We start from the raw sequence: 18108 nt of genomic DNA, 5'->3' as shown, positions 1-18108 counted from the left end.
CGGCTTTTTTTTTCAACGGACGGCACGGGCGGCGCAGCGCGCTGCCTGCGGTCGCCATCCGCATGCCTGGCCCGACCTTGAATCCTTCCTCCCTTCCTTCGTTCCGTTCCCGCGTCGTTCCCGTCGTGGTGGTCGCCGATCCGGCGCAGGCCGTCCCGATGGCGCAGGCGCTGCTGGACGGCGGCATCGACGTCGTCGAGGTCACGCTGCGCACCGCGGCGGCCCTGGCCGCCATCGAAGCCATCGCGCGGGCCGTGCCCGGGATGTGCGTGGGGGCCGGCACGGTCACCCGCGCGCACGAGGTGCGCCAGGTGCTCGACGCCGGCGCGCGCTTCGCGCTGTCCCCGGGCGCGACGCCGGCCTTGCTGGACGCGGTCGGTGCGGCGCGCCTGCCCTTCGTGCCGGGCGTGGCATCGGCGAGCGAAGCCATGGCGGCGCGCGAAGCGGGCTACACGCTGCTCAAGTGCTTCCCGGCCGCGCAGGTCGGCGGGGTCGAGACCCTCAAGGCCTGGGCCGGCCCCTTGCCGGACCTGCGCTTCTGTCCGACCGGCGGGGTGTCGCCGGCGAACCTGGCGCAATACCTGGCGCTGCCCAACGTCGCGATGGCGGGCGGCTCCTGGATCACGCCGGCCGACGCGCTGGCAGCCGGCGACTGGGACCGGGTGCGGGAGCTGGCCGCGCAGGCGCTGGCCTGCGCGACGGCGTAGCGCCAAGTCGAGTCCGTCGGCAGCGGCAGCGTCAGCGGCGCGTCGCTGCCGTGGAAGGCCATCACGTCGCCCAAGACTGCCCGGCCCCGGCATCACACGTTTCCCCCATGGACGACTCGTCCGAGGACACGAATACTCGGCGCGGTGGGTCGGAGCCCGTGCGCCGGCATCCGCAGCACGACTCTGGAGCGCATCGCCCGCCATGGAACCTCTTCACGGCATCCGCCTCATCGACATGACGTCGATGGCCATGGGGCGCTTCGCCTCGCCATCCCCGCGCAACAACGACGCCGCCCGGCAGGAGGCCGAATGACGCGCGCGGGGCCGCTCGCGGGCATCCGCATCGTCGAATTCGTGGGCGTCGGCCCCGGCCCGCTGTGCGGCATGCTGATGGCGGACCTGGGCGCGCAGGTGATCCGCATCGACCGGGTGGAACCGAGCGGGCTGGGCATCGAGCGGCCGCCGCGGTTCGACCTGCTGCTGCGCGGCAAGCGCACCTTGCGCGTCGATCTCAAGCAGCCTGCCGGCGTGGCCCTGGCGCGCGCGCTCGTGGCGAAGGCCGACGGCCTGATCGAGGGCTTTCGCCCGCAGACGATGGAGCGCATCGGCCTGGGCCCCGAGGCCTGCCTGCAGGACAACCCGCGGCTCGTCTATGGCCGCGTGACCGGCTTCGGCCAGACGGGACCGCTGGCTCGCGTGGCCGGCCACGACCTGAACTACGTGGCGCTGGCCGGCGCGCTGCACGCGATCGGCCGCGAGGGCGCTGCGCCGACGCCCCCCTTGAACCTCCTGGGCGACTATGCGGGCGGATCGATGTTCCTGGCCTTCGGCATGGTGGCCGCGATGCTGCACGTGCGCGCCGGCGGCCCGGGCCAGGTGGTCGACGCCGCCATGACCGAAGGCGTCAACGCGTTGATGACGCCCTTCCACGGCCTGCATGCCGCGGGCCTGCACGACGGCCCGCGCGGCACGAACCTGCTGGACTCGGGCGCGCCGTACTACGACGTCTACCGCTGCGCGGACGGCGAATACGTCTCCATCGCGCCGATCGAGGCGAAGTTCCGCCGGGTGCTGGTCGACAAGCTCCGCGATGCGGGCGCCGACGTCGCCGGACTGCCTGACTTCGACGACCGCAGCCAGTGGCCGGCGCTGCGCAGCCGCTTCGAACGGATCTTCGCGCAGCGCACCCGTGCCGACTGGTGCGCCGCGCTCGAAGGCTGCGACGGCTGCTTCGCGCCCGTGCTGGCGCCGCGCGAGACCGCGCAGCATCCGCAGCACGCCGCGCGGGGGGCCTTCTTCACCGCCGACGGGATCACGCAGCCCGCGCCGGCGCCGCGCTTCTCTGCCACGCCGCCGGACCAGCCTTCGCCCCCGGGGACCGACGGCGATGCACGCGAATGGGCCCGCGCCTGGGGATTGGGCGACACCGAACTCGCCGCCGCACTCGACTAGGACACCCACCGAATGGCCGGATTGCACGACGAGGAATCCAGCGTCGACTTCGTGCCCCTGCGCGAGCGCGCGCAGGTCCTGGCCGCGCAGGAGGCCTGACGATGCGCGTCGAAGCTCTCGAGCAACTCGACCTGGCGCAGCACATCCGCCCGGGCGACGGCATCCTTTTCGGCCAGGGCTGCGGCGAGCCGGTGAGCCTGACCGAAAAGCTCGTGCAGCAGCGCGCCGGCTACAGCGGCGCCGGCATCTTCTTCGGCTCCGGCTTCTCGCGCAGCTTCCAGCCCGAGCACGCCGACCACCTGCGCTTTCGCGGCTTCGGCGGCATCGGCACGCTGCGCAAGCTGGCCAGCGCCGGCGCGCTCGAGCCGGTGCCATGCCACACCTCGTCCATCGAGGGCCTGATCCGCGGCGGCCAGATCCGCACCGACGTGGTGATGCTGCTGGTCAGCCCGGCCAATGAGCGGGGCGAGCACAGCTTCGGCCTGGTCAACGATTACGTGCGCACCGCGATCGCCAAGGCGCGGGTGGTGATCGCCGAGGTCAATGCCCAGGTGCCGTGGACGCCATGCGACCGGCCGCTGCGGCAGTACGAGATCACGGTGGCCGTGCACACCGACCGGGCCCCACTCGAATTGCCGGCGGCGCCGTTCGGCGAGTTGGAGCGCCGCATCGCCGAGCACCTGGCGGACCTGATCCCCGACCGCGCGACGTTGCAGGTGGGCATCGGCGCGGTGCCCGAGGCCATCGTCGCCATGCTGGCCGACCGGCGCGAGCTGGGCGTGCACTCCGGGATGATCGGCGACTCGGTGGCCGACCTGATGGAGCGCGGCGTGGTCACGAACACCCACAAGGGCATGGACCCCGGCGTCACGATCAGCGGCCTGCTGTTCGGCACGCAGCGGCTGTACCGCTTCGCGGACCGCAACCCGCAGCTGCGCCTGTGCCCGACCAGTTATACGCACGGCATCGCGACGCTGTCGAAGCTGCGCAACCTGGTTTCGATCAACTCGGCGCTGGAGGTGGACCTCACCGGCCAGGTCAACGCCGAGGCGATCGGCACCGACTACATCGGGGCCGTGGGCGGCCAGGTGGATTTCGTGCGTGCGGCGGCGCAGTCCGAGGGCGGCGTCTCGATCATCGCGCTGCCGTCCAGCGGCAAGAAGGGCGAGTCCCGCATCGTCAGCCGGCTCTCGGGGCCGGTGACGACCGCGCGCAGCGACGTCGACGTGATCGCCACCGAGCATGGCATCGCGCGGCTGCGCGGCCTGGGTTTGCGCGAGCGCATCCGCGCGATGGTGGCGATCGCCCCGCCCGAGCGGCGCGACACGCTGCTGCGCGAAGCGCGGCAGGTCTGGGGGGAGTTCGCATGAACCTCACCGACGGGATCGCACAGGCCGCCGCGGAATGATCCTGGGCCACATCGCCGAACACGTTCAGGGCTTGCGGACGCCGGACTAGGTCAGGGCGCAGGGGCTCGCCAGGCGTGCCGGTGATGGCGACACGGCGCGGCTGCTACCCGCGGGACGCGGCCCGGGCTGAACGAGTCGGCGTGCGCCTACAAAGGGTGGCTGCTCGGCGGTGCAGCATCGGCGCAGGCGCCGGCACCTCGGCGTTGGGAGCACAGGATGGACACGCACGAGGCCACCGCCTGCGGGGCGGCACGCCGGCCAGGCGCACGGGGGCAGCCATGAAAGCCCTGCTCACGGCCTTCGCGGCGGTGCATGCCCTCATGGCGGTGCTGTTCGCCGCCGCCGGCGTGGTGCTGATGCTGGTGGCGGCCCGCACCAGCTGGGACGCCCTGCAGACCGGGTTGTCGGCTGGGACGGCCAATGCCGTGATCGAAGCCGTGGGCCTGCTCGCCTCGGCCGTCGTGGCGATGCAGATCGCGCAGACGATCGCGGAGGAGGAGGTGATCCGCGCCGCGCACGTCAGCGCGCCCACGCGCGTGCGGCGCTTCCTCTCGCGATTCCTGGTCGTCGTGGTGGTGGCCCTTGCGATCGAGGGCCTGGTGGCCGCCTTCAAGGCGGTGCACGAGGGCCTGGAGAACCTGCTCTACGCGGGCGTGCTGCTGGCGGCGACGGCGCTGGTGCTGGCGGCGTGGGGATGGTTCATCCGCGCCAACGTGGCCGCGGAGCGGCTGGAGCCCGAGGCCATGGCCGAGGCGAAGGAAGAAGACCGCAAGCTCGGCTAGGGCCGCAGGGCCGGCGAACGGCGGCAAGATCGAAGGCATGAACCAGAACCAATCCCTGTCCCTGCTCGTGATCCCGGGCAGCGTGCGCACCGGATCGTTGAACCTCACCCTGGCGCGCGCGGCGTGCCGCATCGCCGAGGCCCAGGGCGCGTCGGTGCGCCTGCTCGACCTGCGCGAACTCGCGCTGCCGGTCTACGACGGCGATCTCGAGGCGAGCCAGGGCGTGCCCGAGCGCGTCGGCGACCTGATCGACGCCATCGTGGCGGCCGACGCGGTGCTGGTCGTCACGCCGGAATACAACGGCTTTCCGACGCCGCTGGTGATCAATGCCTTTGACTGGATGTCGCGCGCGCCGGCCAGCGGCCAGCGCCCCGCGGGCCTGAAGGCCACGGCCGGCAAGGCGGCCGGCCTGCTGTCGGCGTCGCCCGGTCCGCTGGGCGGCCTGCGCTCGATGAACTTCCTGCGCCAGTACCTGCAGATGGCCTTCGCGATGGTCGTCAGCCCGCGCCAGCACGCGCTGGGCGTGGCCGACCACGCGTTCGACGACGCCGGGGCGCTGAAGGACGAGAAGGCGCGGCAGGCAGTGGAGGGCGTGGTGGCATCGCTGCTGAAGCTGGGCGGGGCACTGCGGGCTTGATGGCGCGTGCCGGCTGTCGGCGGCGCCTGCGCACCGATGCCTCGTCAGTGCCGGGTCAGCGCGACTGTGGCCAAGTACGGCCATGCATGATTCCGCATACGGACCGGCTCTTCGTCATTGGCGCGCCAGGCGCGCGCTTCGAGCGGCCGGCTGGCTGTTCTGTGGGGTGGCGATCCTGGCCGCGATCGTGTGGGCCACGCTGGGCTTCGGGGCGTTTTGAATTCGCCGGAGGCCGGTCGCTCGTCCTGAAACGACTGGGTCAGAAAGGCGAAGGCCCCGCACTTGCGTGCGGGGCCTTGCTGGATTTTGGCTCCCCGACCTGGGCTCGAACCAGGGACCTACGGATTAACAGTCCGGCGCTCTACCGACTGAGCTATCGGGGAACAGAGCCTTCGATTATAGGGTCTTTTTGAAGCGCTTCCGCGACCTCGACGGTGGGCGCCGCAAAAAAGTTTGCCCGTCAGTCGAACACCGGCGTCTCGACGCCCAGCACCTTGTGCAGCTTGGGCGAGGTGGTGGTGTACTGCAGGTGGATCTTGCCCTTCTCGGGGAAGATGATCGGCGCGGCGCCGAAGGCGGCCAGCGCGCATTCGTGGAAGCCCGAGAGGATCAGCTTCTTCTTGCCGGGGTAGGTGTTGATGTCGCCCACGGCAAAGATGCCGGGCACGCTGGTGGAGAACTTCTCGGTGTCCACCACGAGCTGCTTGCGCTCGATGTCCAGGCCCCAGTCGGCGATCGGGCCGAGCTTGGGCGAAAGGCCGAAGAAGACCAGCAGCATGTCCAGCGGCACCACGCGGGTCACGCCGTCGGCGCCGGTGACCTTGGCGCCGGTGAGCTTGCCGTCCTTCTCGTCATAGCCCGTGACCTGGCCGACGATGAACTGCATCTCGTACTGCTCGCACAGCTCCTTCATCTTCGCCACCGACGCGGGCGCGGCCTTGAAGCCGTCGCGCCGGTGCACGAGGATCACGCTCTCGGCCTTGTTCGGGCCCTCGGCCGCGAAGTTCAGCGTCCAGTCCAGCGCCGAGTCGCCGCCGCCCACGATCACCAGGTTCTTGCCGGCAAAGTCGGCCGGGTTCTTCACCCGGTAGTGCAGCTGCGTGCCGGTGAACTTGTCCAGGCCGTCGACCTTCAGCGCGCGCGGCTCGAAGGCGCCCACGCCCGCGGCGATGAAGATGGTCTTGGTCAGGAACTGCGTGCCCTTGGACGTCTCGACGAAGAAGCGGCCGTCGTCCTGGCGCTCGACCACGGTGACCGTCTGGCCCAGGTGGAAGGTGGCGCCGAACGGCTCGATCTGCCGCAGCAGCGCGTCGGTCAGTTCCTTGCCCGTGCACACCGGGATGGCCGGGATGTCGTAGATCGGCTTGTCCGGGTACAGCTCGATCGGCTGGCCGCCGGGGTAGGCGAGCGAGTCGATGACGTGGGCCTTGATCTCCAGCAGGCCCAGCTCGAACACCTGGAACAACCCCACCGGGCCGGCGCCCACGATGACGGCATCGGTCTCGATCGGGCCGTCGTGCGCGGCAGCGGTCTTGATCACTTCTTGGTTGAGTCGCGGTTCCATGAATTCTTCTTGGGGTCAGCGGACCAGCTCGCCGAGCTTGCCCGGCTTTTCCTTCCATTCCTCGGCATCGGGCAGCGCCGGCTTGCGCTTGGTGATGCTCTTCCAGCCCGGGGCCAGTTCGGCATTCAGCTTGGTGAAGCCGACCTGGTCGGCCGGGACGTCTTCCTCGGCGTAGATGGCATTGACCGGGCATTCCGGGATGCACACCGCGCAGTCGATGCACTCATCGGGGTCGATCACCAGCATGTTCGGCCCTTCCCGGAAGCAGTCCACGGGGCAGACGTCCACACAGTCGGTGTACTTGCAGCGGATACATTGTTCGGTGACGACGTGGGTCATGGGGTGGGGACCGGTGCTTGGGGGGAAACCCGAATTTTACCCAGCGGGGCACACCCGCACGGCCGGGATGGGATGGGTGCGCACGGCCGGGCCAGCCGACCGTTGACGCAGGTCAATGCACCAGCAGGGCTCCCGACGTGCGGTGGGTGGCGGTGTCCACCAGCACCAGCGACCCCGGCACGCGGGCGCGTGCGAAGGGCCGCGTGGCCAGCGGCTCCTGCAGCGCCAGCTGCACCACGCCGATCGCGTTGGGCGCCAGCTCGGAGGCGGGCAGCTCGGCCAGCGTGTGGATGTCGCGCTGGTGCACGAGGCGCTGCACGCGCGCCTTCACCCAGCGGTGCCCGTGCAGGGCCCAGTAGACCCGGCCGGCCACCAGCGGCTCGTCGTCCAGCCAGGCCAGGGTGCCGGTCACTTCGCGCACCGGCTCCGGGGCCCCGGCCGCGATCAGCCAGTCGCCGCGGGAGACATCCACCTCGCGATCGAGCACCAGGCCCGCGCTGTGGCCGGCGCCGACCGGGCGCGAGCGGCGCACGCCGTCCAGCACCTGGGCCACCACCGCGCCCTGGCCCGACGGCATCACGCGCACGGTGTCGCCCGGCTGCACGTGGCCCGTGGCCACGCGGCCCCAGAACACGCGGCGGCCCTGCGAGGTGTCGGCGGAGGCGGCGAACTTCTCCACCCACTGCACGGGAAACGAGAAGGGCTCGGCCGATTCCGCGGCCGTGACCGGCAACGTCTCCAGCAGTTGCAGCAGCGACGGGCCCACGTAGCCGGCCCAGCCGATCGACGGCTCGACGACGTTCAGCCCCTTCAAGGCCGACAGCGGCACCACCGCGCGGGCCTCGATGCCGGCGGCGGCACAGAACGCGGCCAGCGCGCCGGCGATGTGGCGGTAGGCGGCGGCCGGGTCGGCCACGGCGTCGAGCTTGTTGATCGCGAACACGATCGACGGCACGCGCAGCAGGTGCACCAGCAGGGCATGGCGGCGCGTCTGCGGCAGCAGGTCCAGGCCGGCTTCGGCCCAGCGCAGCTTGGTGGCGTCGACCAGGACCACGGCGGCGTCGGCACTGGACGCGGCCGTCACCATGTTGCGGGTGTACTGCTCGTGGCCGGGCGCATCGCCGATCACGAACTTGCGCGCGGGCGTGGCGAAGTAGCGGTAGGCCACGTCGATGGTGATGCCCTGTTCGCGCTCGGCGGTCAGGCCGTCGGTCAGCAGCGCCAGGTCCACCGCGCCGGCGCGCTGCACACCCGCCAGCTGGTCCTGCAGCACGGCCTGGCTGTCCACCAGCAGGCGCCCGATCAGCGTGCTCTTGCCGTCGTCCACCGAGCCGCAGGTGATGAAGCGCAGGGCGGCGGCGCTGCGCGCGGCCTCGTCCTCTGCCTGGGGCAGGGGAGCCACGTTCACCGCGCCATCCACCACGTTGTCATCCCAGCGACGACCGTGAAGCCGTCGATCGGCCACCACACCGTCGTCCCGGCGAAAGCCGTGAACCTGGTGCTCGTTCCCCACAGCGTCATCCCGGCGAAGGCCGGGATCCAGTCCCGCATCCGGCGTCGTCACCGCGTCCATCAGAAATACCCGTCCTTCTTGCGCTTTTCCATCGAGGCCTCGGAGGTCTTGTCGTCCATGCGCGTGGCGCCGCGCTCGCTGACCTGCGCCGCCACCGTCTCGGCCACCACCTGGCCGGCGTCGGCCGCCGTGCTGACGACGGGGCACGTGCAGGTGATGTCGCCCACGGTGCGAAAGCGCACCGTGCGCGTGACCGGCGACTCGCCCTCGCGCGGCGGGGTGAGGTCGGTCACCGGCACCAGCAGGCCCTTGCGCTCGACCACCTGCCGGCGGTGCGCGTAGTACAGCGAGGGCAGGGCGATCGCCTCGCGCTCGATGTACTGCCACACGTCCAGCTCGGTCCAGTTGGAGATCGGGAACACCCGGAAGTGCTCGCCGGCCTGCAGCCGCGTGTTGAACAGCGTCCACAGCTCGGGCCGCTGCGCCTTGGGCTGCCACTGGCCGAAGCCGTCGCGGTGCGAGAACATGCGCTCCTTGGCGCGCGCCTTCTCCTCGTCGCGGCGAGCCCCGCCGATCAGCGCGTCGAAGCGCAGTTCCTCGACCGCCTCCAGCAGCGTCACCGACTGGTGCACGTTGCGCGACTCGCCCGGGTGCGCCAGGCGCACGGTGCCGCGGCGCATCGAGTCCTCGACCGACCGCACGATCAGCTCGGCGCCCAGCTCGCGCGCCCGCTGGTCGCGGAACGCCGTCACCTCGGGAAAGTTGTGGCCGGTGTCGATCATCAGCAGCGGATAGGGGATGCGGCCCACGCCGAACGCCTTCTCGGCGCACTTGAGCAGCACCAGCGAATCCTTGCCGCCCGAGAACAGCAGGGCGGGGCGCTCGAAGGCGCCGGCGACCTCGCGCAGGACAAAGATTGCCTCCTCCTCCAGCGCGTCGAGGTGGCGGTTGGACAGCTGCGCGAGCAGCCGCGGCTCGAGCGGGGCGTTCATGCCGGCACTCCTTCGTTGGGCTTCACGTGCAGCCCGCATTCCCTGGCGCCTTCCTGCTCCCACCACCAGCGGCCGGCGCGGAAATCCTCGCCCAGGCTGACCGCGCGCGTGCACGGCGCGCAGCCGATGCTGGGATAGAACCGGTCGTGCAGCGGGTGGTAGTCCACGCCGTTGTGCGCGATGTAGTGCCACACGTCGCCCCAGGTCCACTCGGCCAGCGGGTTGAACTTGGTGCGCGCCTCCGACCGGTCGACCAGCGGCACCTCCGCGCGCGCGGCCGACTGCTCGCGGCGCAGGCCGGTGATCCAGGCCCGCTGGCCCGCCAGGGCGCGCTGCAGCGGCTCGACCTTGCGGATGTGGCAGCACGCCTTGCGCAGCTCGACGCTGCGGTACATCGGCTCCTTGCCCTCGCGCTTGACGAACTGCACCACCGACTCGCGCACCGGCTGCACCACCCGCACCGGCGCGCGCGAGGCGGCCTGCAGCCGCCGCAGCAGCTCCAGCGTCTCGGCGTGCAGCAGCCCGGTGTCCAGCACGATGACCGGGATGTCCAGCTCCAGGCCGTTGACCAGGTGCGTGATCACCATGTCCTCGGCGCCCAGGCTGTTGGCCTGCACCAGCGGCGAGCATTCGGCGGCCGCCCGGATCAGCAGCTGCTGCGTCTCGGCCAGCTTGCGGTCATGGTCCGCGGACGCACGGGCATGCAGTTCGACGGCGCGCATCAGGCGGCCCTCCGGAAATGCGGCTGCGCCTGCACGTCGCCCTGGTAGAAGGCCGCGAAGCGGTCGAACTGGCGCTGGGCGTGGGCGATGTCCTGGTCCTCGCGCAGCACCGCGGTGGTGAAGCCGGTGCGCTGCATGTGGACCAGCTGGTCGACCAGCACCGCGCCCACGGCCCGCAGCTCGCCGGCGAAGCCGCGGCGGCGCAGCGCGAAGGCCTGGCTGTACGCGCGGCCGTCGGTGAACTTCGGGAACTCCAGCTCGATGACCTGCGAGCCCTCGAAGGCCACGCTCTCGGCGTCGGTGTCGTTGCCCAGGCGCAGCACGTCCGGCTGGGTGCCCAGCCCGGCGTACTGCTGCGCCGTCAGGATGGTCAGCGTGCGCACGGTCATGCGGCCTCCCGCTCGGTGAAGCGCGCGGCGTTGGCGGCGGCCTTGAACGGCTCGATGCCCACGCGGCGCAGGGTGGCGATGAAGGTCTCGGGGCGGCCCGCGACGCTCACGCGCTGGCGGCGGTAGGCGTCCAGCACGGCCTCGACCACCTCGGGCACTTCGGCGGCCGAGAACGAGGGGCCGACCACCTTGCCCGGCGTGGCGGGACCGGACAGGTGCGAGCCGTCCGCGCCGCCCAGCGTGACCTGGTACCACTCCTTGCCATCCTTGTCGACGCCGAGGATGCCGATGTGGCCCGCGTGGTGGTGGCCGCAGCTGTTGATGCAGCCGGAGATGTTCAGGTCGATCTCGCCGATGTCGTACAGCTCGTCCATGTCCTGGTAGCGCTGCGTGATGGCTTCGGCGATCGGGATCGAGCGCGCATTGGCCAGCGAGCAGAAGTCGCCGCCGGGGCAGGCGATCATGTCGGTCAGCAGGCCGATGTTGGAGCGCGCCAGGCCCAGCTTGCGGGCCGCGGCCCACAGCTCGGGCAGGTCGTCCTGGTGCACCCAGGGCAGCAGCAGGTTCTGCTCGTGGGTGACGCGCGCCTCGCCGGCCGAGAAACGCTCGGCCAGGTCGGCCGCGCCTTCCAGCTGGCCCGCGTCGGCATCGCCGGGCGCCTGGCCCAGGCGCTTGAACGACAGCGTCACGGCGCGCAGCTGCGGCAGGCGGTGCTCGTGCACGTTGCGCTCGAGCCAGCGGTCGTAGGCCGGATCGGCCTCGGCGTCGGCGCGCACGATCTCGTGCAGGCGGGCGTCCTTGCGCGACGGGTGCACGTCGGGCACCGCGAAGCAGGCGGCGACGCGGTCGTACTCGGCCTGCGTGATCGTGTGCGGGGCGCCGGCGGCGACGATGCGGCGGAACTCGTCCTCGACCTGGTCGATGTAACGCTGGCCTTCGGCCTTGACCAGGATCTTGATGCGCGCCTTCCACAGGTTGTCGCGCCGGCCGTACTGGTTGTAGACCCGGATGCAGGCTTCCACGTAATTGAGCAGCTGGTTCCAGGGCAGGAACTCGCGCACCACGCTGCCGATGATCGGCGTGCGGCCCATGCCGCCGCCCACCTGCACCCGAAAGCCCAGCTCGCCCGCGGCGTCGCGCAGCAGTTGCAGGCCGATGTCGTACCAGCCGGTGGCCGCGCGGTCCTCGGCGGCGCCGTTGACCGCGATCTTGAACTTGCGCGGCAGGAACGCGAACTCGGGGTGCAGCGTGCTCCACTGGCGCAGGATCTCGCAGAACGGCCGCGGGTCCGCGATCTCGTCCGGCGCGATGCCGGCCAGCTCGTCGCTGGTGATGTTGCGGATGCAGTTGCCGCTGGTCTGGATGCCGTGCATGTTCACGCTGGCCAGCAGGTCCATGACGTCCGCGCTCCTGGCCAGCGGGATCCAGTTGAACTGCACGTTGGTGCGGGTGGTGAAGTGGCCGTAGCCCGTCTTCAGCCGCGTCACCACCGGCGTGCCGCCGGGCACCGGCACTTCGCCCAGCGCCAGTTGCCGGTCCTGCGCCTCGCGCAGCAAGGCAGTGTCGGGCTGGTCGTACTCGCGCGCGATCCTGGCCAGCACGCGCAGCTGCGTGCCGGAGATCTCGCCGTAGGGCACGGCGATGCGCAGCATCGGGGCGTAGCGCTGGATGTACCAGCCGTTCTGCAGGCGCAGCGGCCGGAACTCGTCATCGCCCAGCTGGCCGGCGAGGTTGCGCTCGAGCTGGTCGCGGTACTGGGCCGCACGGGCGCGCACGAAGGCCCTGTCGAACTCGGTGTACTGGTACATGGGCCCGCGACTCTACGAGCGGCCCACGGGGATCCCAACGACTTTTTCGTTCTCGCGTTATGCGGATAAGCTTATGCGCGAGCACTGGCGCGGACCGGCGGGCAAATCGCCGGCCACGCCGGAAAAGCGCGAAGGGCCGGGGGATGGCCCAACCATGAGGGGTCGAGGGGCGGGATGGGCACGACGGTTTCGGTCTGGGCGATCGGCTTTTCCGACGTGGAGCGGCACGCCCTCCACACGCTGCTGCGCCTGTCCGAGGAGCGCGAGATCCGCTACCTGCTGTGGCAGGGCGGCCCGGGGCCCGACCTGGCCCTCATCGACAGCCAGTCCTACGAAGCCGTGCTCGAGATGGAGTCGCCGAGCAACGCGGGCCTGCGGATGATCTGGATCGGCCCCGGCAAGCCGTCCCAGGCCTGGCGCGGATTCGAGCGGCCGGTGCAGTGGGCGAACGTCGTCGCGGCGATGGACGAGCTGTTCCGGCCGCCCGTCGAACTGGACTTCGACATCGACCTCGACTTCGCGAGTGCCGCGCCCGCATCCGACAAGGCGCCGCTGCGCCGCGCGCTGATCGCCAGCGCCGACCGCGACCACCGGCTGTACCTGCGCGCGCGGCTGGCACTGGCCGATCTCACGCAGGCCGACGAGGCCGAAACCCTGCCCGACGCCCTGGAGCTGGCGCGCCACCACCACTACGAACTGGCGCTGGTCGACCTGGGCCTGCCGCGGGCCGACGGCTGGCGCCTGGCGCGCCAGCTGGGCGCGGCCAGTCCGCGCATCGCGCACCTGATCGTGACCAACGCCAGTGCGTCGGCGGGCGATCGCCTGCGCGCCTGGCTGGCCGGCGCGCGCGCCCTGCCGGGCACGCCGCCCGATCCCGCGCAGCTGCACGCCTTGCTGGCGCGCGTCTAGCCGGCCAGCTGGCGCTGCACGTCCAGCGCCTGGGCCTGGCGCAGGGGCAGCGGCAGCGGCTCGCCGTGCAGCCGGGCTGCGAGCAGCTCGGCGCACAGGTGCGCGAAGGTCAGCCCGCGCGAGCCCATCGCGGTGCTCACCCACAGCCCCGGTTCCACTTCACCCAGCAGCGGCCGGCGGTCCGACGACGCGCAGCGCACGCCGCACCACGCCTGCACCTGCCCCGCCTCGAAGCGCGGCGCGAGTTGCGGCGCCACCTCGGGCACCAGCAGCCGCAGCCGCTCGAGGTTGGCCTGCTGCTCCTGCGCGCGCGGCTTGGTGGACCGGTCGCCGCGCACGTAGGTCGAGCCACTGAGCCAGGCCGTGCCGGCGTCGAGCGGAACCGAAGGCAGGAAGTGCCCGTTGCCGTTGACGGGCGTCGCTGGCATCGCGGCCGCGCCGGGCGGGACCCAGTCCCAGCTGACCTGGCCGCGTACCGGATGCAGTGTCACGCGGCCGCCCAGCAGCGGGGCGCTCTCGAGCGCGGCCGCCACCACGACCAGGTCGGCCTCGCCGAGGCAGGCGCCGTCGGCATCGAGCGCGCGCCAGCGGCCCTGCGCCGGCGCCAGCGACGCGACGCGCGCGTGCCCGCGCCACTGCACGCCGGGTTCGCCAAGCCAGGCGTGCACCAGCGCCGCGGGCTTGATCCAGGCGCCCGCCTGGTGCCACAGGCCGCCCTCGCGCGCGTCCTGCCACGGCCGGCCCGGCTCGCCGAGATCGGCCGCCTGGCGCTCCTGCGCGCCGCGCCGCTGGAACACGCCGGTGGGCGCCCAGTCGGTGCCGCGGCGCAGCCGCGCGACTGCCTCCCGCAGGGTCATGCGCACGCCGGCGCGCGACAGGCGCGAGAGCAGGTTGTCGTCGGGCGAGGCATGCGGCGCCAACAGCCCGGCCGGCAACGCCGAGGCGCCGCTGGCGGGCGCGGCGGCCGCATCCAGCACCTGCACCCGCCAGCCGCGGCGCGCGAGCGAAGCCGCCACCGAGGCGCCGGCCAGTCCCGCGCCGACGACGAGTGCCTCGCCGGGTGCGCGCCGCTGGTCGGCGAACGGGCCGTGCGCGTCCCACGCCGGCTCGAACACGCCGCGCAGGTGCTCCTGCCCGGGGAGCGTGGACACCGTCTCGACCTGGAAGCCGCACTGGCGCAGGTCGCGCTGCACCGATTCCGCCACCGCAGCGGCCGCGATGCGGGTGCCGCGCCGGCACAGGCGTGCGACGGCCTTGAGGGCGGGCAGCTCCCACAGGTTGGGATCGCCGCCGGGATCCGCGCCGTCCAGGAACACGCTGTCGGCGGCGAACGCCTGCTCCAGGAGCATCGGCCGGGCATCGCCCACGCAGAGCGTGAGCAGCACGCGGCCGCCCTCGAACGCCAGCCGGTGCACGCCCGGCACGAGGCCCCACCAGGCCGCAGCCAGTTCACGCGCGATCTCGAGCAATGCCGGGTCGTCCGGCGCGCCCCGCAGCAGGTCCTGCGCCGGAACGGGGGACGCTTCGGTCGCGACGAAATGCAGCAGGCCGGGGCGCCGCGGATCGTCGCGCCACGCGCGCCAAGTGGCGAGGAAGTTCAGCCCGGGGCCGAAGCCGGTCTGGAGGATGCGCCACTCGCGCGCGCCGGCCCAGGCGGCGGGCAGTCCGCATCCTTGCAGGAACAGGGGGCCGGCCGGCGCGAGTGCGTCGCGCGTGCCGTGGTCGGCGTCACCGGCTCGCGGGCTGCGCGGCGTGCCCTCGGGCGGCCGCTCGACCGGTTGGGCCACGCCGGCTGCGCGCTCAGGCGCTGGGGGGAACGTAGCCCTGCGCCACGTCCGCGCCGCTGCCGAAGAAGTGGTTCTCCATCTGGCGCTTGAGGTATTCGCGGGCGCGCTGGTCCGCCAGGTTGAGGCGGTTCTCGTTGACCAGCATGGTCTGGTGCTTGAGCCAGGCGGCCCAGGCTTCCTTGCTCACGTTGTCGTACAGGCGCTTGCCGAGTTCGCCCGGGTAGGGCGGGAAATCGAGGCCTTCGGCTTCGCGGCCGAGCTTGATGCAATGGACGGTGCGGGCCACGAGGGGCTCCTGATTAGCTTATGCGGATAAACAACTGAAAACTCGATCGTTCCAGTTTGCGCGCCGGGCCCGAAGAATCCGCTGCTCCCACTTCACGGAAGCTGCACTCCATGGCCCATCGCCGCGACTTTATCAAGATTCCCCTTGCCGCCGCGCTGGCAGGCGCGCTGTCCACGTCGCGGGCCGCACTATCGGCGCAGCCGCCGGTGACGCTGCTGAACGTGTCGTACGACCCCACGCGCGAGCTGTACACCGAGTTCAACGAGGCGTTCGCGGCGCACTGGAAGCGCAGGACCGGGCAGGACGTCGCGGTCAGGCAGTCGCACGGTGGCTCAGGCAAGCAGGCGCGCTCGATCATCGATGGCCTGGAGGCGGACGTCGCCACGCTCGGACTGGCCGGCGACACCGACGCGCTGGTGAGGAACGGCGGCTGGGTCCGCGAGGGCTGGCAGAAGCGCCTGCCGCACAACGCGTCGCCCTACACGTCCACCATCGTGCTGGTGGTCCGCCAGGGCAACCCGCGCGGCATCCGCGACTGGGACGACCTGGCCAGGCCCGGCATCGGCGTGATCACGCCCAATCCCAAGACCTCGGGCGGCGCGCGCTGGAACTACCTGGCGGCCTGGGAGTACGCCCGCCGCAAGTTCGGCGGCGATGCCAAGGCCAGGGAGTTCGTCGCCCGGCTGTACGGCAACGTCAACGTGCTCGACGCGGGGGCCAGGGGCAGCACCATCACGTTCGCCCAGCGCGGGCAGGGCGACGTGCTGGTCGCGTGGGAGAACGAGGCCTTCCTGCTCGAGAAGGAGTTCGGCGCCAGGTTCGACGTGGTCGCGCCGTCGCTGTCGATCCTGGCCGAACCCGCCGTCGCCGTGGTCGACCGCAACGTGGACCGCAAGGGCACGCGCGCCGTCGCGCAGGCGTACCTGCAGCACCTGTACAGCGAGGAAGGGCAGGACATCATCGGCCGCCATTTCTACCGCCCCGCCGTCTCGGCCAGGGCGCAGGCGAAGTACGCCGGCCAGTTCGCGAAGCTGGACCTGTTCACCATCGACCAGGGCTTCGGCGGCTGGGCGGCGGCGGACAAGGCGCACTTTGCCGACGGCGGCAGCTTCGACCAGATCTTCTCGCGCAAGTGAAGGCCGTCATGCAGACCGATTCCGACCGCGCCAGCGCGGTGCTGCGCAAGACCGCGCAAGCCTGGCGCCTCAACCCGCCTCAGCGCCACGCGGCCCACAGCAACGTGAGCCCCGACAGCACCATCAGGCCGTCGATCAGCAGGCGGAACGCCGAGGGCGCGAGCCGCAGCACGACGAGCCGGCCGATGAAGGAGCCCGCCATCAATGCCGAACCGGCCAGCAGGCCATCCAGCGCGACGGACCAGGGCAGGGCGTCGAAGCCGCGGAACGTGGCGATCTTGGTCGCGTAGACGGCGAGGGAGCCGAGCGACTCGGTGCCCAGCAGGGCGCCGCGCTCCAGGCCGGCGGCGGTGAACAGCGGGATCGTGAGCGGCCCCGTCGACACGACGATGCCGGTGAGGAATCCCATCGGCGCGCCCAGCAGCAGCAGGTGCGTGGCCGACAGCCGGATGTGCCGGTGCACGAGCCAGCGGCGCGCCGGCACCATGGCGAGGAAGAACAGGCCCAGCGCCGACTCGATGACTCCCGGCGGGACCGACAGCAGCGTGCGCACGCCGAGGGCGGCGCAGGGGGCGGCCGTGAGGCAGTAGCCCCCGGCGGCGCGCCAGTCGAGCTCGCGCCGCCAGGCGATCACGCGCCCCAGGTTGCCCATGAACGCCGCGATCGCCATGATCGGCACGGCCGCCAGCGGCCCGTGCGTCAGCACGAGCACCGGCATCAGGATGATCGAGGAGCCGGTGCCGACCACGCCGCCCACCGTGCCCGCGACCAGCGCGACGGCGAACACCGCGAGGAAGTCCATGGATCGGCCGCACTGTAGCAAGCGCGGCAGCGCGAATGAGGCAGGCCGCCCGAAGGCGGCCTGTCTCGCATCAGCAGGGGTGCGCAGCTCCACCGCGTGGGCTAACCCGTGGCCACTGCGAAAAAGGCCGCCCGAAGGCGGCCGTGTCGCGAGGCGGGTCGGTGTCAGGCGGCGAGTTGCTGCGGCGCCTCCGGCGCCGTGTGCGCCAGGATCGCGTCGTTCGCCGCGGCGATCGCCTTCGCACGGACCTCGTCGCCCATGGCCAGGCCTTCGGCGCGCACGATCCGCACGTCCGTCACGCCCAGGAAGTTGAACACCGTGCGCAGGTAGCTCTCCTGGTGCTCCGCGGCCGCGCCGTCGGGATACATGCCGCCGCGCGTCGAGGCCACGATCACCGTCTTGCCGCCGGCCAGGCCCTGCGGCCCTTCGGCGGTGTAGCGGAAGGTGCGGCCGGCCTGCGCGATGCGGTCGATCCAGGCCTTGAGCTGGCTGGGCACGCTGAAGTTGAACATGGGCGCGCCCAGCACGACCACGTCGGCGGCCAGGAACTGGCTCACCAGCTGCTCGGACAGCCGGTTCTCGCGCTGCTGGGCCGGCGTCAGCTCGGCGGCGTCGGGGCCGAGCCGGAAGCCCAGCGAATCGAGGTCCAGGTGGGCCGGCGCGTCGGTGGCCAGGTCGAGGTGCTCGACCACCGTGCCGGGGTTGGCGGCGGTCCACTGGTCGACGATGCGGCGGGTCAGCTGGCGCGAGACCGAGTTGGCGGCCAGCGGGCTGGAATCGATGTGAAGCAGTTTCATGGGTCCGGTTCTCCTGTCGAGGTCGGCAGCGTTGTGCCGTTGGAATGAATTCTCGGACGGACCCAATGCTTTGATAA

Annotated in this window: 18 protein-coding genes and 1 tRNA gene; 7 read left to right on the top strand and 12 right to left on the bottom strand. The window is 71.7% G+C overall.

Going from position 1 to position 18108, the window contains the following annotated elements; translation table 11 throughout:
- The first annotated feature begins 62 nt into the window (after positions 1–62).
- The 5 genes from eda to AC3ANR_RS12725 all read left to right on the top strand — a co-directional run bounded on the left by eda (position 63) and on the right by AC3ANR_RS12725 (position 4987).
- Positions 63–707 carry a bifunctional 4-hydroxy-2-oxoglutarate aldolase/2-dehydro-3-deoxy-phosphogluconate aldolase gene (gene eda / locus AC3ANR_RS12745; RefSeq protein WP_488288482.1) on the top strand — a complete coding sequence of 215 codons (645 nt, stop codon included), beginning with the start codon at positions 63–65 and terminating at the stop codon, positions 705–707.
- Between the two features lie 309 nt (positions 708–1016).
- Positions 1017–2159, top strand: a complete 1143-nt coding sequence (locus AC3ANR_RS12740) for a CaiB/BaiF CoA transferase family protein (RefSeq protein WP_488288481.1) — start codon at positions 1017–1019, stop codon at positions 2157–2159.
- A gap of 101 nt (positions 2160–2260) precedes the next feature.
- The gene (locus AC3ANR_RS12735) at positions 2261–3529 is read left to right on the top strand and encodes an acetyl-CoA hydrolase/transferase family protein (RefSeq protein WP_488288480.1); all 1269 of its coding nucleotides are present in this window, start codon (positions 2261–2263) and stop codon (positions 3527–3529) included.
- 317 nt (positions 3530–3846) lie between these two features.
- Complete coding sequence (locus tag AC3ANR_RS12730; protein WP_488288479.1) at positions 3847–4350, top strand: hypothetical protein; 504 nt, start codon at positions 3847–3849, stop codon at positions 4348–4350.
- A 37-nt stretch (positions 4351–4387) separates the two neighbouring features.
- Entirely contained in the window at positions 4388–4987 is a 600-nt protein-coding gene (locus tag AC3ANR_RS12725) for an NADPH-dependent FMN reductase (RefSeq protein WP_488288478.1), read from the top strand.
- A gap of 307 nt (positions 4988–5294) precedes the next feature.
- Here the strand turns inward: AC3ANR_RS12725 and AC3ANR_RS12720 are convergent.
- The 8 genes from AC3ANR_RS12720 to AC3ANR_RS12685 all read right to left on the bottom strand — a co-directional run bounded on the left by AC3ANR_RS12720 (position 5295) and on the right by AC3ANR_RS12685 (position 12314).
- Positions 5295–5370 (bottom strand) — tRNA-Asn (locus AC3ANR_RS12720).
- 77 nt (positions 5371–5447) lie between these two features.
- Positions 5448–6551, bottom strand: a complete 1104-nt coding sequence (locus AC3ANR_RS12715; protein WP_488288477.1) for an NAD(P)/FAD-dependent oxidoreductase — start codon at positions 6549–6551, stop codon at positions 5448–5450.
- A gap of 15 nt (positions 6552–6566) precedes the next feature.
- Positions 6567–6890, bottom strand: coding sequence for a ferredoxin FdxA (fdxA, locus tag AC3ANR_RS12710; RefSeq protein ID WP_488288476.1), 324 nt, complete (start codon positions 6888–6890; stop codon positions 6567–6569).
- A 112-nt stretch (positions 6891–7002) separates the two neighbouring features.
- Positions 7003–8298, bottom strand: a complete 1296-nt coding sequence (locus AC3ANR_RS12705; RefSeq protein WP_488288475.1) for a sulfate adenylyltransferase subunit 1 — start codon at positions 8296–8298, stop codon at positions 7003–7005.
- 164 nt (positions 8299–8462) lie between these two features.
- Positions 8463–9395 (bottom strand): sulfate adenylyltransferase subunit CysD, encoded by a 933-nt coding sequence (gene cysD / locus AC3ANR_RS12700; protein ID WP_488288474.1) that lies wholly within the window; start codon positions 9393–9395, stop codon positions 8463–8465.
- Entirely contained in the window at positions 9392–10117 is a 726-nt protein-coding gene (locus AC3ANR_RS12695) for a phosphoadenylyl-sulfate reductase (protein WP_488288473.1), read from the bottom strand. Before AC3ANR_RS12695 ends, cysD begins: the two co-directional genes overlap by 4 nt.
- Positions 10117–10506, bottom strand: coding sequence for a DUF934 domain-containing protein (locus tag AC3ANR_RS12690; RefSeq protein ID WP_488288472.1), 390 nt, complete (start codon positions 10504–10506; stop codon positions 10117–10119). Before AC3ANR_RS12690 ends, AC3ANR_RS12695 begins: the two co-directional genes overlap by 1 nt.
- The gene (locus AC3ANR_RS12685; RefSeq protein ID WP_488288471.1) at positions 10503–12314 is read right to left on the bottom strand and encodes a nitrite/sulfite reductase; all 1812 of its coding nucleotides are present in this window, start codon (positions 12312–12314) and stop codon (positions 10503–10505) included. The genes AC3ANR_RS12690 and AC3ANR_RS12685 overlap by 4 nt, the downstream gene beginning before the upstream one ends.
- A 174-nt stretch (positions 12315–12488) precedes the next feature.
- Here AC3ANR_RS12685 and AC3ANR_RS12680 point away from each other — a divergent pair, with 174 nt between their 5' ends.
- Complete coding sequence (locus AC3ANR_RS12680) at positions 12489–13223, top strand: response regulator (RefSeq protein WP_488288470.1); 735 nt, start codon at positions 12489–12491, stop codon at positions 13221–13223.
- Here the strand turns inward: AC3ANR_RS12680 and AC3ANR_RS12675 are convergent.
- Both AC3ANR_RS12675 and AC3ANR_RS12670 read right to left on the bottom strand, forming a co-directional pair.
- On the bottom strand, positions 13220–15010 hold the full coding sequence (locus AC3ANR_RS12675; RefSeq protein ID WP_488288469.1) for an FAD-dependent oxidoreductase: 1791 nt from the start codon (positions 15008–15010) through the stop codon (positions 13220–13222). The genes AC3ANR_RS12680 and AC3ANR_RS12675 overlap by 4 nt on opposite strands.
- 13 nt (positions 15011–15023) lie before the next feature.
- Positions 15024–15296: an oxidative damage protection protein gene (locus tag AC3ANR_RS12670; protein WP_488288468.1), complete on the bottom strand. Its 273-nt coding sequence runs from the start codon at positions 15294–15296 to the stop codon at positions 15024–15026.
- A gap of 110 nt (positions 15297–15406) precedes the next feature.
- Here AC3ANR_RS12670 and AC3ANR_RS12665 point away from each other — a divergent pair, with 110 nt between their 5' ends.
- The gene (locus AC3ANR_RS12665; protein WP_488288467.1) at positions 15407–16432 is read left to right on the top strand and encodes a sulfate ABC transporter substrate-binding protein; all 1026 of its coding nucleotides are present in this window, start codon (positions 15407–15409) and stop codon (positions 16430–16432) included.
- 79 nt (positions 16433–16511) lie between these two features.
- Here AC3ANR_RS12665 and AC3ANR_RS12660 read toward each other — a convergent pair whose 3' ends face one another.
- Together AC3ANR_RS12660 and AC3ANR_RS12655 are read right to left on the bottom strand one after the other, a co-directional pair.
- On the bottom strand, positions 16512–17234 hold the full coding sequence (locus AC3ANR_RS12660) for a sulfite exporter TauE/SafE family protein (RefSeq protein WP_488288466.1): 723 nt from the start codon (positions 17232–17234) through the stop codon (positions 16512–16514).
- Between the two features lie 164 nt (positions 17235–17398).
- Positions 17399–18031, bottom strand: a complete 633-nt coding sequence (locus AC3ANR_RS12655; protein WP_488288465.1) for an FMN-dependent NADH-azoreductase — start codon at positions 18029–18031, stop codon at positions 17399–17401.
- Between the last annotated feature and the right edge of the window lie 77 nt (positions 18032–18108).

Source organism: Ramlibacter sp. JJN2-2R (assembly GCF_057747835.1).
Note: the sequence above shows the minus strand (reverse complement) of the source record. Positions and strands in the feature narration are given on the sequence as shown.

What these genes read in the sequence shown, in the direction of transcription:
- AC3ANR_RS12725 (WP_488288478.1), top strand. Translation starts at nt 4,388, where the DNA reads ATGAACCAGAACCAATCCCTGTCCCTGCTCGTGATCCCGGGCAGCGTG.
- AC3ANR_RS12680 (WP_488288470.1), top strand. Translation starts at nt 12,489, where the DNA reads ATGGGCACGACGGTTTCGGTCTGGGCGATCGGCTTTTCCGACGTGGAG.
- AC3ANR_RS12730 (WP_488288479.1), top strand. Translation starts at nt 3,847, where the DNA reads ATGAAAGCCCTGCTCACGGCCTTCGCGGCGGTGCATGCCCTCATGGCG.
- AC3ANR_RS12665 (WP_488288467.1), top strand. Translation starts at nt 15,407, where the DNA reads ATGGCCCATCGCCGCGACTTTATCAAGATTCCCCTTGCCGCCGCGCTG.
- cysD (WP_488288474.1), bottom strand. Translation starts at nt 9,395, where the DNA reads ATGAACGCCCCGCTCGAGCCGCGGCTGCTCGCGCAGCTGTCCAACCGC.
- AC3ANR_RS12690 (WP_488288472.1), bottom strand. Translation starts at nt 10,506, where the DNA reads ATGACCGTGCGCACGCTGACCATCCTGACGGCGCAGCAGTACGCCGGG.
- AC3ANR_RS12660 (WP_488288466.1), bottom strand. Translation starts at nt 17,234, where the DNA reads ATGGACTTCCTCGCGGTGTTCGCCGTCGCGCTGGTCGCGGGCACGGTG.
- AC3ANR_RS12740 (WP_488288481.1), top strand. Translation starts at nt 1,017, where the DNA reads ATGACGCGCGCGGGGCCGCTCGCGGGCATCCGCATCGTCGAATTCGTG.
- AC3ANR_RS12655 (WP_488288465.1), bottom strand. Translation starts at nt 18,031, where the DNA reads ATGAAACTGCTTCACATCGATTCCAGCCCGCTGGCCGCCAACTCGGTC.
- AC3ANR_RS12735 (WP_488288480.1), top strand. Translation starts at nt 2,261, where the DNA reads ATGCGCGTCGAAGCTCTCGAGCAACTCGACCTGGCGCAGCACATCCGC.
- AC3ANR_RS12685 (WP_488288471.1), bottom strand. Translation starts at nt 12,314, where the DNA reads ATGTACCAGTACACCGAGTTCGACAGGGCCTTCGTGCGCGCCCGTGCG.
- eda (WP_488288482.1), top strand. Translation starts at nt 63, where the DNA reads ATGCCTGGCCCGACCTTGAATCCTTCCTCCCTTCCTTCGTTCCGTTCC.
- fdxA (WP_488288476.1), bottom strand. Translation starts at nt 6,890, where the DNA reads ATGACCCACGTCGTCACCGAACAATGTATCCGCTGCAAGTACACCGAC.
- AC3ANR_RS12715 (WP_488288477.1), bottom strand. Translation starts at nt 6,551, where the DNA reads ATGGAACCGCGACTCAACCAAGAAGTGATCAAGACCGCTGCCGCGCAC.
- AC3ANR_RS12695 (WP_488288473.1), bottom strand. Translation starts at nt 10,117, where the DNA reads ATGCGCGCCGTCGAACTGCATGCCCGTGCGTCCGCGGACCATGACCGC.